Source organism: Aquimarina sp. AU119, assembly GCF_900312735.1.
GTDB classification, from domain to species: Bacteria; Bacteroidota; Bacteroidia; order Flavobacteriales; family Flavobacteriaceae; genus Aquimarina; species Aquimarina algiphila.
On record NZ_OMPF01000001.1, the window covers coordinates 408,261 to 424,368 of the forward strand.

The 16,108-nt window shown below is 34.4% G+C and carries 13 protein-coding genes; 9 read left to right on the forward strand and 4 right to left on the reverse strand.

All coding sequences use genetic code 11. The annotated features are described in order from the left end of the window. Nucleotides 1-2 precede the first annotated feature (2 nt). Together topA and DK442_RS01695 are read right to left on the reverse strand one after the other, a co-directional pair. Nucleotides 3-2,504, reverse strand: coding sequence for a type I DNA topoisomerase (gene topA / locus DK442_RS01690; RefSeq protein ID WP_109434109.1), 2,502 nt, complete (start codon nucleotides 2,502-2,504; stop codon nucleotides 3-5). 107 nt (nucleotides 2,505-2,611) lie between these two features. Continuing rightward, complete coding sequence (locus DK442_RS01695) at nucleotides 2,612-3,403, reverse strand: hypothetical protein (protein ID WP_109434110.1); 792 nt, start codon at nucleotides 3,401-3,403, stop codon at nucleotides 2,612-2,614. A gap of 132 nt (nucleotides 3,404-3,535) precedes the next feature. Here DK442_RS01695 and miaB point away from each other — a divergent pair, with 132 nt between their 5' ends. The 7 genes from miaB to groL all read left to right on the forward strand — a co-directional run bounded on the left by miaB (nucleotide 3,536) and on the right by groL (nucleotide 10,271). Beyond that, the gene (miaB, locus tag DK442_RS01700) at nucleotides 3,536-4,981 is read left to right on the forward strand and encodes a tRNA (N6-isopentenyl adenosine(37)-C2)-methylthiotransferase MiaB (protein ID WP_109434111.1); all 1,446 of its coding nucleotides are present in this window, start codon (nucleotides 3,536-3,538) and stop codon (nucleotides 4,979-4,981) included. A 43-nt stretch (nucleotides 4,982-5,024) separates the two neighbouring features. Beyond that, entirely contained in the window at nucleotides 5,025-6,290 is a 1,266-nt protein-coding gene (locus DK442_RS01705) for a sigma-54-dependent Fis family transcriptional regulator (protein WP_109434112.1), read from the forward strand. 4 nt (nucleotides 6,291-6,294) lie between these two features. Beyond that, nucleotides 6,295-6,801, forward strand: coding sequence for an LptE family protein (locus DK442_RS01710; protein ID WP_109434113.1), 507 nt, complete (start codon nucleotides 6,295-6,297; stop codon nucleotides 6,799-6,801). A 21-nt stretch (nucleotides 6,802-6,822) separates the two neighbouring features. Next, the gene (locus DK442_RS01715) at nucleotides 6,823-7,776 is read left to right on the forward strand and encodes a hypothetical protein (protein WP_109434114.1); all 954 of its coding nucleotides are present in this window, start codon (nucleotides 6,823-6,825) and stop codon (nucleotides 7,774-7,776) included. A gap of 15 nt (nucleotides 7,777-7,791) precedes the next feature. Beyond that, entirely contained in the window at nucleotides 7,792-8,121 is a 330-nt protein-coding gene (gene secG / locus DK442_RS01720; protein ID WP_109434115.1) for a preprotein translocase subunit SecG, read from the forward strand. A gap of 149 nt (nucleotides 8,122-8,270) precedes the next feature. Then, complete coding sequence (gene groES, locus DK442_RS01725) at nucleotides 8,271-8,546, forward strand: co-chaperone GroES (RefSeq protein WP_025663354.1); 276 nt, start codon at nucleotides 8,271-8,273, stop codon at nucleotides 8,544-8,546. 87 nt (nucleotides 8,547-8,633) lie between these two features. After that, on the forward strand, nucleotides 8,634-10,271 hold the full coding sequence (gene groL, locus DK442_RS01730) for a chaperonin GroEL (protein ID WP_109434116.1): 1,638 nt from the start codon (nucleotides 8,634-8,636) through the stop codon (nucleotides 10,269-10,271). Between the two features lie 130 nt (nucleotides 10,272-10,401). On the opposite strand, the gene DK442_RS01735 is transcribed toward groL, so the two are convergent. Next, entirely contained in the window at nucleotides 10,402-11,883 is a 1,482-nt protein-coding gene (locus tag DK442_RS01735; protein ID WP_109434117.1) for a helix-turn-helix domain-containing protein, read from the reverse strand. A gap of 121 nt (nucleotides 11,884-12,004) precedes the next feature. Between DK442_RS01735 and aceB the strand changes: the two genes are divergently transcribed. Together aceB and DK442_RS01745 are read left to right on the forward strand one after the other, a co-directional pair. Next, complete coding sequence (aceB, locus tag DK442_RS01740; protein WP_109434118.1) at nucleotides 12,005-13,603, forward strand: malate synthase A; 1,599 nt, start codon at nucleotides 12,005-12,007, stop codon at nucleotides 13,601-13,603. A gap of 313 nt (nucleotides 13,604-13,916) precedes the next feature. Next, a complete protein-coding gene (locus DK442_RS01745; protein ID WP_109434119.1) occupies nucleotides 13,917-15,215 on the forward strand; it encodes a hypothetical protein in 1,299 nt (432 codons plus the stop codon). A gap of 2 nt (nucleotides 15,216-15,217) precedes the next feature. Here DK442_RS01745 and DK442_RS01750 read toward each other — a convergent pair whose 3' ends face one another. After that, a complete protein-coding gene (locus tag DK442_RS01750) occupies nucleotides 15,218-16,048 on the reverse strand; it encodes a M15 family metallopeptidase (protein WP_235010884.1) in 831 nt (276 codons plus the stop codon). Nucleotides 16,049-16,108: the final 60 nt, after the last annotated feature.

A 16,108-nucleotide genomic window follows, 5' to 3' on the forward strand; every position in this document is an offset into this window, starting at 1 on the left:
ATTTATTTCTTTTTAGTAGTCTTTTTTGTAGTTTTCTTCTTTGCTGCAGCTTTTTTCTTAGGAGCATTTTTCTCAATAAGATCCTTTACCTTGTCAAGAGTCAGTTTTGAAGCATCTACTGTTTTAGGCAGTTCTATTTTAACCTTACCTTTTATAATATTACTTCGACCCCATCTGGCTTTTTCTACTCGAATCCCTTCTTCTTCCCAATTATGAATTACCTTATCAATTTCTTTTTGCTTCTTTTCTTCAATAAGAGTTACAATATCATCATCAGACAGATTATCAAAGTCGTATTTCTTATTCACATTGATAAACATACCATTCCACTTTATAAAAGGACCAAATCTACCTGTACCTTTTTGAACGGGAAGATCTTCATATGTATATATAGGAGCATCTGCTTTTTCTTTTGCATCAATTAATTCGATAGCTCTGTCCAAAGAAGTATTAAGAGGATCTTCTCCTTTTTCTAAGGAAACAAATTTTGCTCCAAACTTCACATATGGACCAAAACGACCATTATTAACTACAATCGTCTCTCCTTTATAATCTCCTAATTCTTTTGGCAATTGAAATAATTCCATTGCCTCTTCAAATGTAATACTACTTAATGTTTGCCCTGGAGGTAAACTAGCAAACTTTGGTTTATCTTCATCATCAACTGTTCCTATCTGAACCATCGGCCCAAATTTCCCTAAACGAACACTTACAGGCTTACCTGTGACAGGATCTTCTCCCAAAACACGTTCTCCGACTTCACGTTCTGCATTCTGAGCCACATCCTCTACTCTCGGATGAAATTCCTGATAAAAAGCTTTCATTACTTGAGTCCAATCTTCTTGACCTTCTGCTATTTCATCAAAATCCTGCTCTACTTTTGCTGTAAAATTATAATCAAGAATTGCAGAAAAATGATTTACTAAGAAATCATTAACTACCATCCCAACATCAGTTGGAATTAGTTTTCCTTTATCACTACCTACTTTTTCTGATAGCTTTTTCTCATCAATCACATCTCCAGAAAGCATCATCTGAATATAATCACGCGACTCACCTTCTTTAGAACCTTTCTCTATATATTTTCTATTCTGAATTGTAGAAATTGTAGGAGCATATGTAGATGGTCGTCCAATCCCTAATTCCTCAAGCTTTTTAACTAATGCTGCTTCTGTGTATCGACTTGGCGGACGAGTGAATCTTTCTGTAGCTGAAATATAGTTATTAAACAAGCTTTCTTGAACTTTCATTGCAGGAAGAATCCCTTCTTGTTCTTCATCTTCATCATCATTCCCTTCTAGATACACCTTTAAGAAACCTTCAAATTTTATCACCTCACCATTAGCCGTAAATTGTTCATTATGCGTGTTGGATTCTATCTTTACATTAGTCCTTTCTAATTGTGCATCACTCATTTGTGAAGCAATAGCTCGTTTCCAGATCAACTCATATAATCGCTGTTGATCATACTCCACGTTTACAGTGTGCCTAGAAAAATCAGTTGGTCGAATTGCTTCGTGAGCTTCTTGTGCTCCTTTTGATTTTCCTTTATATTGTCTTGGATTACTATATTCATTACCATAAGCAGAATCAATTTCTGCCTTTGCACTATTTTGTGCTTCTGTTGATAAATTTACACTATCGGTTCTCATGTATGTAATCAAACCAGCTTCATACAATCGTTGAGCCATAGTCATTGTTTTACTCACCGAGAAATACAATTTCCTAGAAGCCTCCTGTTGTAAGGTTGATGTTGTAAAAGGTGGTGCTGGAGATTTTTTAGCCGGTTTTGTAGAGAGGTCTGCCACTTTAAACAACGCTTCGACATTTTGTTTCAAAAATGATTCTGCCTCTTGCTTTGTTTTAAAATTCTTTGGCAATTTAGCTTTGAATGATTTCCCTGCTTGATTAGAGAACTCTGCATCAATCCTATATGAACCTACAGCCTTAAAATCTAATATATTTCGCTCTCTTTCAACTATCAGTCTCACTGAAACCGACTGCACTCTTCCTGCTGATAATCCGCCTTTTACTTTTCTCCATAACACCGGAGATAATTCATACCCTACCAAACGATCCAATACACGTCTTGCTTGCTGAGCATTTACAAGATTATAATCAATAGTACGTGGATTTTCTATGGCTTTAAGAATAGCATTTTTGGTGATCTCATGAAAAACAATACGACGAGTTCTCTCTTTGTCCAACTTTAACGTCTCAGCAAGATGCCAAGCAATAGCCTCTCCTTCTCGATCCTCATCACTAGCCAACCATACCATCTCTGCTTTCTTAGCAAGATCCTTCAGTTTTTTAACAACATCCTTTTTATCTTTGGAGACAATATATTTGGGTTTAAAATCGCCATCAACATCAACTCCCAACTCTTTTGCAGGTAAATCTGCAATATGTCCAAAACTGGATGCAACTGTATAATCTTTCCCAAGAAATTTCTCTATTGTTTTTGCCTTAGCAGGTGACTCCACAATCACTAAATTCTTAGCCATAATCCTATAATTTCTGATGACAAAAGTATATCAATTTTTTGAGATCAAGATTCTTTATTAAAAAATTAGTTTAAAAAAAACCTACTCGTCAGCAGGTTTTTAAATTTTTATTTTACAAATAACATCTCTTTATTTTGTGAATCGTCATCTCCGAAGCCAATAGTGTCTTTATACACATAATAAACCGGAAGCATGGCAAAAGATGCTGTTGCAAACACTCCTACAAAACACATAATATACCCAATGGTTGTTGCTAACATAGAAGAAATCCAAACTAACCCAAAAACTAGCAACCATTTCTTATTACCAAACTTAAAGCTGGTTTTTATTAAATCAGATACACTTAAATCTGGATTAAAAGCGAAGACAACTACTAGTAATTGCAATGGAACGATTACATAAAAAATAGGGAGATAACATAACAATGCAGCCAAAATGGTAATACCGAACTTTGCTATCGCCAAAGTAAAAACTTTTCCAAGATACTTTCCTTTAAGAAACATAAAATATGAAGACGTTTCCGGAAGACCTAAATCTACTTGTTTACAAACTCTATAAAAATGAGCTGTAATCCCTAATTGGAATGCTGACGCCACCATTGACATCACTAATACCAAAACTATAAAAAGAAGCATGAAGCCTATTGATAATTCTTCACTAGGATATCCGTAATCTCCATATTCACCATAATTATTTTCAAATCCGGATATTCCTGCAAGAGCAAAAATTGGAACATACATCACAAGAACCAGAGGAATAATTACAACCATTAAAAGTAAAATATGTATCATCCCTTGTAGCCAAACTTTTTTAAAAAGCTCTATACTTTTACCAAAGATTTCACCAAAATCCAAAGGCGTATTATTTTCTATTTTTTCAAGGAGGTTATTTAAAGTCATAGTTATATTTTATTGATTGAAGTGATCAAATATAGATTTTTTACAAAATAAACCCCTGCCACTTTGTCACAAATCGTATTAAAAAGTATCTTTGCACACTATTTGACCCCAATCAGTAAGGAATTATTTTTTATGGAGAAGATTATTGACGAAAGTATACAGGGACAACCACTTGCTCTTGAACAGAACAAAGAAAATCAGCGCAAGCTTTTTATAGAAAGCTACGGTTGTCAGATGAATTTTAGCGATAGTGAGATCGTTGCTTCTATCTTGGCAAAAGAAGGTTTTAACACAACACAAAATCTTGAAGATGCCGATTTGGTCTTGGTAAATACTTGTTCTATACGAGAAAAAGCCGAGCTAACTGTTAGAAAACGATTAGAAAAATATAATGCAGTAAAGAGAATCAATCCAGGAATGAAAGTGGGAGTTCTTGGATGTATGGCAGAACGTCTGAAAAGTAAATTCCTTGAAGAAGAAAAAATTGTTGATCTTGTTGTTGGACCTGATGCATACAAAGATCTTCCTAATTTAATAGAAGAAGTTGATGCCGGACGTAATGCTGTAAATGTTGTTCTTTCTAAAGAAGAAACCTATGGAGATATTTCTCCTGTAAGACTACAAAGTAATGGCGTATCTGCTTTTGTTTCTATAACCCGAGGTTGTGACAACATGTGTACATTTTGTGTTGTCCCCTTTACAAGAGGTAGAGAACGAAGCCGTGATCCGCAGAGTATTCTTGAAGAAATTGACGATCTAGTTCTTAAAAAATTTAAAGAAATTACATTATTAGGTCAGAACGTAGATAGTTATTTATGGTATGGTGGTGGTCTCAAAAAAGATTTTGAAAAGGCTAGTGATTTTCAGAAAGCGACCTCAGTAGATTTCTCAAAACTTCTTGACATGGTAGCAGAGAAATATCCTAAACTACGTATTCGTTTCTCGACTTCAAATCCGCAGGACATGACTTTAGACGTAATCAAAGTCATGGCAAAACACAAAAATATTTGCAAACACATACATCTCCCTATACAAAGTGGAAGTGATCGTATTTTAAAAGAAATGAATCGCCTCCATACTCGTCAGGAATATATGGATTTAGTTGACAATATTAAGAGAATAATTCCTGATTGTGCCATCACTCAAGATATGATTATCGGTTTTCCTACAGAAACCGAGCAAGACCACCAAGACACTTTGTCCTTATTAGAACATGTAAAATATGAACATGGATACATGTATGCGTATTCTGAAAGACCAGGGACTCTTGCGGCACGCAAATTAGAGGATGATGTCCCAGAAGATGTAAAAAAACGAAGGCTTGCAGAAGTTATCGCATTACAACGAACACACTGTGCTTACAGGCACCAGAGTTATATAGGACAAACTTTTGAAGTATTAATTGAAAAAGAATCTAAAAAATCTGATCTGCATTGGAGCGGGAGAACGACAAAAAATATCGTCGCTATTTTTCCAAAGAAAGATTATAAAATTGGAGATTTTGTAATGGTAAAAATTAACGAATGTACCAGTGCAACTTTACTTGGCGAAGCTATTGGATATTCAGATAATAACTAATTCTTCAATACAAAAAATTAAAAAAAATAACAGTTTACAATAAATGGAATCAATTCAAGCCATAAAACAACGATTCGGAATTATAGGAAACGACCCTAAACTAAATCGCGCGGTAGAAAAAGCGATTCAAGTGGCTCCTACAGATATTTCTGTTTTAGTTACCGGAGAAAGCGGGGTAGGTAAAGAAAGTATTCCCAAAATCATACATTCTCTTTCTCATCGTAAACACGGCAAATACATTGCCGTAAATTGCGGAGCAATACCAGAAGGAACAATAGACAGTGAACTTTTTGGCCACGAAAAAGGAGCCTTTACAGGAGCTACTCAAACTCGAAATGGGTATTTTGAAGTAGCCGATGGCGGAACCATTTTTTTAGACGAAGTAGGAGAATTGCCTCTTACTACTCAAGTGAGGTTACTTAGAGTTTTAGAAAATGGTGAATTTATTAAAGTTGGATCTTCAAAAGTTCAAAAGACAGACGTTCGTATTGTCGCCGCTACCAATGTAAACATGTTTGAAGCCATAAAAAAAGAAAAATTTAGAGAAGATTTATACTATCGCCTTAGCACAGTAGAAATTCTTCTCCCCCCTCTAAGAGATCGCAAAGATGACATCCATTTACTATTTAGAAAATTTGCTTCTGATTTTGCTACCAAATACAAAATGCCCACCATACGCTTAAGTGATGATGCCGTTGTATTATTAGAAAAATATCATTGGAGTGGTAACATTAGGCAATTGCGTAACATTGCAGAACAAATTTCAGTCCTTGAACAAAACAGGGCTATAACCGCAGTTACATTACATAGTTATCTACCTAACATTGGGAGTAATTTACCAGCGGTTATCTCTTCAGAAAAAAAGGACAGTGATTTCAGCAATGAAAGAGAAATTTTATATAAAGTCCTTTTTGACATGAAAGGTGATCTTAATGACCTTAAAAAGTTAACTATGGAGCTGATGCAAAGTGGCAATACACAACAGGTACAAAAGGATAATGAAGGGTTGATTCAAAAAATTTACCGTAAAGAAGAAGAAAAAGAAGACACTCATTTTGAAGCACCCGTACCGGCAACCTCTACAGAGGTATTGCATATAAACGCACCATCAACCCCTGTAAAAGAAGATGACAAATATCATTTTGCTGAAGAAATAGAGGAAGAAGAAACGTTATCGCTTCATGACAAAGAACTAGAATTAATAAAAAAATCACTAGAGCGTCATAGAGGAAAACGTAAAGCTGCAGCAGAAGAATTAGGAATAAGCGAACGTACTTTATACCGCAAAATCAAACAATACGATTTATAAAATAATGAGTAAACTAAAATATATCATAGCCACAGTAAGTATATTAATCTTAATACAAGGATGCGGAGTTTATTCTTTTAGCGGAATATCTCTTAATCCTGAAACCAAAACCTTTCAGGTTAATTTTTTCCAAAATCAAGCTCCCAGAGTGTTCCCGGGAGCAGATCAAGAATTCACCAATCAATTACAAGATTTAATACTAAACCAAACCAATCTTAGTTTAACAACATCTGGAGGTGATATTGTATATGAAGGCGAAATCGTACAAGATTATGTTGCACCTAATACTGCAACATCAAATATAACAGCAGCTCAAAACCGCCTTACTATTGCAGTAAACGTAAGGTTTTATGATGCAAAAGATCCCGAACAAGATTTAGAACAACGCTTTTCATTCTTCTTTGACTACCCTGCTGCTTCATCAGAAAACACAGTAAGAGCAGAAGCACTACAAATCATCTATGAAAGGATTACACAGGATATATTTAATGCTACTTTAGCGAGGTGGTAAATACATTATAACTAGAAATACTTGAATATTAAAGAACTTACATACTTGCTTCAGAATCCTGCTCAATTAAGCAAAGAGCAGACAAATTCTCTGGAAAAAATCATCAGAGCATTTCCCTATTTCCAATCGGCAAGATCTTTATTTTTAAAAGGTTTAAAAAACCAAGAAAGTTTTAGATACAATCAAGAACTCAAAACAACTGCAGCATACACAACTGATCGCAGTATATTATTTGATTTTATAACTTCTAATCTCTTTAATGAAAATTCAGAAGTGCAAGAAGAGACAAAAAAGAAGGATAGATCTGATATCCATGTTGTAGATGCTCAAGAAATAAAGACATTACCTAGAATTGCGATGGATGATGCTGTGCGAATGAAAATGAAAGAAGCTGAAGATGTATTAGATCCAGCATTATTTGCAAAAAGAAAAGAAAGCAGTACCCTTAAGGAGCTTGAGACTATAGCACCTGAAACACCTTTATCAACAGAAAAAGATCAACAGAAAAAAGATAATACCAAGACTCCACAAGAGACATTACAAATTGACAAACCTCTTGACTTCAATACAAAAGAAACACATTCTTTTGCAGAATGGCTTAAACTAACTTCGATACCACCTATTGATAGAAAAACTGAGGAAGAATCTGAAACTCTAACATCCAAAACCGAGGAAAAGAAACCTATTCAAACCCTGGGGCAAAAGGATAAATTTAATCTTATTGATGAGTTTATCGCAAATAATCCAAAAATACAACCTGCCGCAAAAAATACTCCTTCACGCAATTTGGCCAAAGAAAGAACGTTACCTACAGATGAGTTGATGACCGAAACTTTGGCGAGAGTATATCTTGCTCAAAAAAACTTTAAAAAAGCAATTCAAGCATATAACATATTAATTTTGAAAAATCCCGAAAAAAGTGGTTTCTTTGCAGACCAAATTCGAGCCATCAAGAAATTACAAGAAAATAAATAACAATATATAATAGCAATGACAACGTTTTCAATCTTTTTAATATTAATCGTCATAGTATCATTTTTACTCGTTGTAGTAATTATGGTACAAAACCCTAAAGGAGGTGGATTATCTTCTTCTTTTGGAGGCGGAGGAACTCAACAATTAGGTGGGGTAAAGAAAACCACTGACTTTTTAGATAAAAGTACCTGGACTTTAGCAACATTATTATTAGTATTAATCTTATTATCTAATATTGATTTAATGGGTGATAGTGCTATTCAGGATTCAAAAGTAAATACAGATGATGTTCAGGTAGAGACACCTGTAACTCCTCCTGCTACTCAAGATGACAACAAAGAGTAACATCTTAAAAAATAATTAAAAAAAAATGCCGACTTGTCATACAGTCGGCATTTTTTGTTTCAATTTGTCAGTAATGCCTTGATGGCATAATTTCTGAAATAAAAGCTTCGAATATTTCATTTTAATTTTAATAATAAAAACTAATCATAATGGGAGTAAATATTAAACCTCTTTCAGATCGCGTAGTTGTAGAACCACTTCCTGCTGAAACACAAACAGCATCTGGATTATTCATTCCTGATTCTGCCCAGGAGAAACAACAAAAAGGTAAAGTAGCTGCTGTAGGTGGTGGAAAAAAAGACCACGACATGACCGTTAAAGTTGGTGACACCGTACTTTATGGTAAATATGCAGGTACAGAATTAAAATTAGATGGAAAAGATTATCTAATTATGCGTGAGGATGATATCCTTGCCATCGTATAAAGAGAAGGTAATTAATCCTTATAAAATAATTTAAACTTTAATTCTAAAGATTTCTGTTTTCACAGAAATAAAAAATAAAATTTCATTATGGCAAAAGACATAAAATTTGACATAGAAGCACGCGATGGTATCAAACGCGGTGTAGATGCATTAGCTAATGCAGTAAAAGTAACATTAGGACCTAAAGGACGTAATGTAATTATCAGTAAATCATTTGGAGCTCCAACCGTAACTAAAGATGGAGTTTCTGTAGCAAAAGAAGTTGAATTAGAAGATGCTCTGGAAAATATGGGAGCACAAATGGTAAAAGAAGTAGCTTCTAAAACAAATGATCTTGCAGGAGACGGTACTACTACCGCAACGGTATTAGCGCAAGCTATCGTTAAAGAAGGTCTTAAAAATGTAGCTGCAGGAGCTAATCCAATGGATTTAAAGCGTGGTATTGACAAAGCCGTACAAGCAATTACAGAAGATCTTTCTAGCCAAACTAAAGAAGTAGGGGACTCTTCTGACAAAATCAAACAAGTAGCTGCTATATCTGCTAATAATGATGGAACTATTGGAGATCTTATCGCTCAAGCTTTCGAAAAAGTTGGTAAAGAAGGAGTAATTACAGTAGAAGAAGCAAAAGGAACAGATACTACTGTAGATATTGTTGAAGGAATGCAATTTGACAGAGGATATCTTTCACCATACTTTGTAACAAACAGTGAAAAAATGACAGCTGATCTTGAGACTCCATATATCTTATTATATGACAAGAAGATCTCTGCTATGAAAGATCTACTTCCGGTTTTAGAGCCTGTTGCACAAACTGGAAAACCACTATTAATCATTGCAGAAGATGTAGATGGTGAAGCGCTAGCTACTCTTGTAGTAAATAAATTACGTGGTGCACTTAAAATCGCAGCTGTAAAAGCTCCTGGTTTTGGTGATAGACGTAAGGCAATGCTAGAGGATATTGCAATTTTAACTGGTGGTACAGTAATTTCTGAAGAACGAGGATTTACATTAGAAAATACGACTATAGAACATCTAGGTACTGCAGAAAAAGTAGCTATCGATAAAGACAATACAACTGTAGTTAATGGTGCTGGTGGTGAAGATTTAATCAAAAACAGAGTAAATCAAATCAAAGCTCAGATAGAAACTACAACCTCTGACTATGATAAAGAAAAATTACAGGAACGTCTAGCAAAATTAGCTGGAGGTGTTGCTGTATTATATGTAGGAGCTGCTTCTGAAGTAGAGATGAAGGAAAAGAAAGACCGTGTTGACGATGCACTTCATGCAACTCGAGCTGCAGTAGAAGAAGGTATTGTTGCTGGTGGTGGTGTTGCCTTAGTTAGAGCTAAAGCTGTCCTTGATAATGTAAAAACTGAAAATGCTGATGAAGCAACAGGTGTACAAATCGTAAACCGTGCTATCGAATCACCACTTAGAACTATCGTAGAAAATGCCGGAGGTGAAGGATCTGTGGTGATTTCTAAAGTTCTTGAAGGGAAAGACAACTTTGGTTATGATGCAAAATCTGAAGCTTACGTAGATATGCTTAAAGCTGGAATCATTGATCCTAAAAAAGTGACTCGTATTGCTCTTGAAAACGCAGCTTCTGTTTCTGGTATGATTCTTACTACCGAATGTGCATTAATAGACATTAAAGAAGATGCTCCTGCTGGAGGCGGAATGCCACCAATGGGTGGAGGTATGCCAGGCATGATGTAATGGCAAATCGCCATAGATAATAATTAAGCCAGTTTGCGAATATAAGCAGCTGCTAGAATAATAGTAAAACCCATCTTGAAAAATCAAGATGGGTTTTCTTTTTTTAGTAGTAATTATTATACTAAAGTAATCAAGAATATTGTTTCATAATATCAGCAACTAACACTGCAGTTTTCTTATGTTTCTCCTTGGCTATTAATCGTTTTGGAGGTGCCATTCTAACTTCACAATCTAATAATGAACAAGACTCACAGGTGACTCCAACTTTCACTTTAGGAATTTTATTATCATTAACAAAACTGATCTTTTTTTCTAATGCAGAAGAAATCAAAAACCCTATTCCGATACTACGGTAATAATCTTTTCTAAATGGGTCTTTTGTTGCAGAAGTAAACACCAAATATTGCTGATCTGTATCAGCATAATCCGAAATCTGAATATTAAAAGCATAATCGATCCCTTCATTAGCTGTACGCTGCAATGTCTTTATCGCCATCCATCGTCTGCAATAATGTTCATTAACTTCATTCGCGTGTGGTTGTTGCTGATGAGTAATATGGAGTTCTTTAACCAAGTTAAATTTTTCTACACCAAGTTTATGTGTGAACCTAAGAAAGAACACATTCTGCATCCCAAAATCTTTTGGTAAGATGTTAGTCAGACGTTGATAAAAAGATTCAGGAGAAGCATTATATAAGTTTATAATTTTATGAAAAGCTTTTTCAGAAAACCGCTTCATTGCAAAAAGATTTTTGAGATGATCTTTAAGATGAGTTCTGGGAATAATTAGTGCTCCTGCAAAATAAGATGCATAAAAATTATGTAATACCTCTTCAAAATTATCATATCGTATCCATGAAAAAGTATAAGGCCTTTCTTTAATATTAAGATATTGATACCCCAATTCCTTAGCATAGATAAATGTTTTCTGCGCCTCATCTACCCGATCAGACAATAAAAGTGTTTTTGTTGACGGTACAAATACCGACCTTAAGTTATCCAATTCCTCTTCCCTGGGAATACCTTCAACATTAATAGTATACCCGTATTCCTCCTTCAGGATTTCTTCTAACTCTACAGATGATATTTTTCCGGTTAGATCTAATTGATACGAATTAGCACAACGTATAGCTTTATCTTCTAAATCTTTAAAAAAATTGTTATGCGCTTCCTGATATGATCTTAACGAAGCTAGATAAAAGCCTTCACGACTCATATTATAATGTTGAGCAATCTCTATAATTGTACTTATAAAAGCATTTACCTTAGAAGGTGCATTTGCAATGATATCAATCAAATCACTTTGTTGTATCCCAAATAACTCCAAAGGGATTTCATCTAAAATTCCAGATTGTAAAATTTCACCGATTGGAGCCAGATTTTTATCTAATTTTAAAGAAACCAAACTATCATAAGGAACATCTAATGTTTCTGCAAGCTTGATAATTTTATCTGTTTTAGGGTACTTTTTTCCTTTTTCTATCTCGTTTAAATACGACTTAGAAAGTCCACATAACTTAGATAAGCCAAAAAGTGATAAATCCTTATCTGTGCGTATCTGCTTGATTTTCAGACCAAAAATCAATCTAATATATTCTTCTGCTATTGCCATAATACCAAAAGTAACAATTTTTGCGTAATTGTTAAAAAAAGTAAAAATTCACATTTAGCGAACGTTCGCTTGTTTTATAAAAAACTTTTTTTTAATATTGTTCACTCAAAACGATATAGTTATGGAAACACAGACAAACCTTAGTCAGAAAATTAGCTTCTCTAAAGAAGTTAGAAATTACCATCCTGAGATTTTAACCGATGGTGCGCTGACCTTTTTAGAAGCTTTGCAAGATCGTTTTAATGAAAAACGATTAACTCTTTTAAAAAATCGCGAGTGTCAGCAACAGTTGTTTGACCTGGGAACGTATCCTTCTTTTCCAGAAAACACAAAAGAAATTCGTAACAGTGAATGGGCCGCAGCTTCAATCCCTTCTGATCTACAAGATCGTAGAGTTGAGATCACAGGTCCTGTAGACAGAAAGATGGTCATTAACGCCTTAAACTCTGGAGCCAAAACGTTCATGGCAGATTTTGAAGACAGTAATGCTCCTCTTTGGGAAAATTGTCTTCAAGGGCAAAAAAACCTTAAAGATGCCGTCAACAAAACTATTTCGTTTTATAACCCAAAAAGGGATAAAACATATCAACTAAAAGAAAAGATTGCTACATTAATTGTACGCCCCAGAGGTCTACATCTTAATGAAAAACATCTTTTAATAAAAGAACAACAAATGAGTGCTTCTCTTTTTGATTTTGCATTGTATTTGTTTCACAATAATGAGCAATTAAGAGAAAACGGCACAGGACCTTATTACTACCTTCCAAAACTAGAGCATTTTACTGAAGCTATCTGGTGGAATGATGTAATAGATTTTTCTGAAGAATATCTTGGCATCGAACATGGAACCGTAAAAGTAACTGTACTTGTAGAGACTATAACAGCAAGTTTTCAATTAGATGAAATCATATACGCACTAAAAGACCACATTGTTGGATTGAATTGTGGAAGATGGGATTACATCTTTAGTTATATTAAAAAACTTAGAAACCACAAAGGTTTTGTGGTTCCTGATCGATCACAGGTAACCATGACCAGCCCTTTTATGGATGCTTATAGCAAACTGGTTATCCAAAGATGCCACAAAAGAAACATTCTTGCTATTGGAGGTATGGCCGCACAAATTCCCATTAAAGATGATGAAGAAAAAAATGCCATCGCTTTTACAAAAGTACGTACAGACAAAGAACGTGAAGTAAAAAATGGCCATGATGGTACTTGGGTAGCACATCCAGGATTGGTGAAATTAGCTTTAAATGTGTTTGACACACATATGCCTAACCCCAATCAAATGGATGTGAAACGAAATGATGTGAAAATTACAGAAAGTGATCTTTTAGCTATCCCAGAAGGCACAATAACAGAAAAAGGGATTCGCGACAATATCAATGTAGGAATTCACTATATCGCTACTTGGCTAGGCGGAAATGGTGCAGTTGCGCTATACAACCTCATGGAAGATGCTGCCACAGCAGAGATTAGCCGAACACAGATATGGCAATGGCTAAAAAATGAAGTATTATTGGACGACGGAAGAACATTTGACATCATATTGTTTCAGAAGCTATTTGAAGATGAACTTAATATTATCAAAAACCAGGTGGGTGATTCACTTTTTGAAACAGAAAATTATCAAAATGCAGTGCAGATTTTCGCTAAACTAGTTACTTCAGGCGAATTTGAAGAATTTCTAACTACTCAAGCATATCAATATTTATAAAGTAACATATTTCAAAATTTAAGCCATAAATACAAGACCTTGCAGAGCTCCTTACTTTAAAACATCAATTTACAAAACTACATTATTTGATGCTGCAAACATGGTAACTGTAGGTAAATCTTCTACTATCGCCAGGGAGGGAAGTACAGAAGTAGAACAGTTTTAATTTTTTCCGATTTTATAATTGTGCTCAAGAACGGCATTCACTACGGTGAGTGTCGTTTTTTTTCACATCATTAATAAGTAAAATTAGTAAATCATTCCTATATTAGTTTCTTTTTACTTCTTAAAACTATACCATTAATAAGTTTGCATGAAATCCAATCAAAATATCTCTAACACCACTTCCTGGAATCTACCCACCCTGGTCACATTCAGGTTCTTCTTCGTTTATCTTTTTCTGAATATTTTCCCATTTCCTCTATATTATATAGGAAGTATAATTGGGCAAGATGATTTATTTTCATTTTACACTAATTGGACGCAAGAGCTTTCGGTTTGGGTAGGGAAGAATATTTTAGGAATCAAGTATGAGATTATAATAGGGCCTAACGGAAGCGGAGACACTACTGCGGATTATATTTTTCAATTTATTACTTTAAGCATAGCAATAATCACATCGGTTATTTGGAGTTTTTTAGATTTTAGAAGAAAAAATTACTCAACACTATTCATGTATCTAAGAGTATTTGTTAGATACTACATTGCTGCAACTATGTTTTCTTATGGGTTTTCTAAAGCGTTTACCTTGCAATTCTCTGAGTTAAGTCTTATGGATCTTGTAAAAACTTATGGCAATTCCTCCCCTATGGGTTTAATGTGGAATTTCATGGAATATAGTGACACTTACACAAGATTTTCTGGTTACGCAGAAATAATAGCAGGTATATTACTAGTTTTTAGAAAGACTACTTTATTTGGAGCCTTAATGACCGTTGCTGTTATGTTCAATGTTTTTATGATGAACATGAGTTACGACATACCTGTAAAATTATATAGTGGACTACTAACCATTATGGGACTCTTTTTATTAGCACCAGATCTAAAACGTATAATAAATTTTCTGCTTCTTAACAAGCCTGTACAACCAAAAGTATTCACACCTTATTTTACAAAACATAAAGCAAAAACTGCTACTTTAATTGCCAAAACTTTAGTTATTTGTTTTTTTCTATACACCAATATCAGCGAATCTGCCGAAGGCCAAAAAAAATGGGGTAAAGAAGCACCTAAATCCTCTTTATATGGCATCTATGAAGTCATAGAATTTATAAAAAATAACGACACTTTGCCTCCATTGACAACAGACACTATACGCTGGAAAAGAATTTTAGTGGACAAGCGTTATACGGGGCTACAAACAATGGATGAAAAGTTTATATACAAAAAAGAGAAAACCGATACTATTTCTAAAACATTAGAGCTTACTGCATATCGAGACAGTACAGATGTTCAAAAACTTCAATACCACATACAAGATAGCTTATACTTTTTTGAAGGGATTTACTATGGTGATACTCTAAAAATCAAAACTAAAAAGAAAAAGCGTAATGAGTTTTTATTAATCAACAGAGGATTTCATTGGATAAATGAATACCCATATAATCGATAATCTCAATCACATTTCCATTTAAAATCTGAGATCTTATAACCTCCATTACTTTTAAAGTTATAATGCCACCATTCTGTCCTTATGGTTTTAAACCCATGTTTTTCCATAGTTTCACGCAACAATTTGCGGTGACTGAGTATCGTTTTTGAATGACCATTATATGAATGATGTGCTTCTTTCCCGAAATGATCAAAATCTGTTCCCATATCTACACCACCACCTGCTGACCTTACTAAAGTGATATCTACTGCCGCACCTTTATTATGAATAGATCCCCCTTTAGGATCAGCAACATATCCAGGATTAGGAAAAATCTTCCACATCTTTTTCTGAACACTATGCGGGCGATAACAATCAAAGAGCTTTATTCTATAGCCTTGTGCAAGGAGATCATTATTTGCTTTTACGAGTGCTTCTGCAACTTCCTTTCTAACATAACACTTAGCACAGGAATATACTTTCTCTTTTAAAAAATTATTAGAAGTAGCATATCGCATATCCAAAACAAATTCACTGGACATCTCCTCTATATTCACAAAACCTTCATCATTTGTATCAACAGCATTTTCTGTATTCACAATACCATCTGCAGCGATAGTTTTTTTTGTATCATCAGTACTTTCTGCACTCGATTCACCGCCTATCAGCATGACTATTGAATCTTTTTTTCTGAGCATACTCTGCTCTACTTTTTCTCCTCGTGCCTGTAATGCCTTAGATCTCTCTAAAAGGGCAATAGTTTGAGCCGTAGGCCCAGGAATTGCTTTTACATTATCATTACAAGAAAAAAACAGTACAGAAAAAATCAATAGCATTAATTTTCTCTCTATCATATCCATTTTTGTTTTTATCCCAATTACAATAAATATCTCGCATATTCCCATTCATATAGA

Bases quoted from the DNA above. Each gene is read 5' to 3' on its own strand.
- topA (WP_109434109.1), bottom strand. From the start codon at position 2,504: ATGGCTAAGAATTTAGTGATTGTGGAGTCACCTGCTAAGGCAAAAACA.
- DK442_RS01695 (WP_109434110.1), bottom strand. From the start codon at position 3,403: ATGACTTTAAATAACCTCCTTGAAAAAATAGAAAATAATACGCCTTTG.
- miaB (WP_109434111.1), top strand. From the start codon at position 3,536: ATGGAGAAGATTATTGACGAAAGTATACAGGGACAACCACTTGCTCTT.
- DK442_RS01705 (WP_109434112.1), top strand. From the start codon at position 5,025: ATGGAATCAATTCAAGCCATAAAACAACGATTCGGAATTATAGGAAAC.
- DK442_RS01710 (WP_109434113.1), top strand. From the start codon at position 6,295: ATGAGTAAACTAAAATATATCATAGCCACAGTAAGTATATTAATCTTA.
- secG (WP_109434115.1), top strand. From the start codon at position 7,792: ATGACAACGTTTTCAATCTTTTTAATATTAATCGTCATAGTATCATTT.
- groES (WP_025663354.1), top strand. From the start codon at position 8,271: ATGGGAGTAAATATTAAACCTCTTTCAGATCGCGTAGTTGTAGAACCA.
- groL (WP_109434116.1), top strand. From the start codon at position 8,634: ATGGCAAAAGACATAAAATTTGACATAGAAGCACGCGATGGTATCAAA.
- DK442_RS01735 (WP_109434117.1), bottom strand. From the start codon at position 11,883: ATGGCAATAGCAGAAGAATATATTAGATTGATTTTTGGTCTGAAAATC.
- aceB (WP_109434118.1), top strand. From the start codon at position 12,005: ATGGAAACACAGACAAACCTTAGTCAGAAAATTAGCTTCTCTAAAGAA.
- DK442_RS01745 (WP_109434119.1), top strand. From the start codon at position 13,917: ATGAAATCCAATCAAAATATCTCTAACACCACTTCCTGGAATCTACCC.
- DK442_RS01750 (WP_235010884.1), bottom strand. From the start codon at position 16,048: ATGATAGAGAGAAAATTAATGCTATTGATTTTTTCTGTACTGTTTTTT.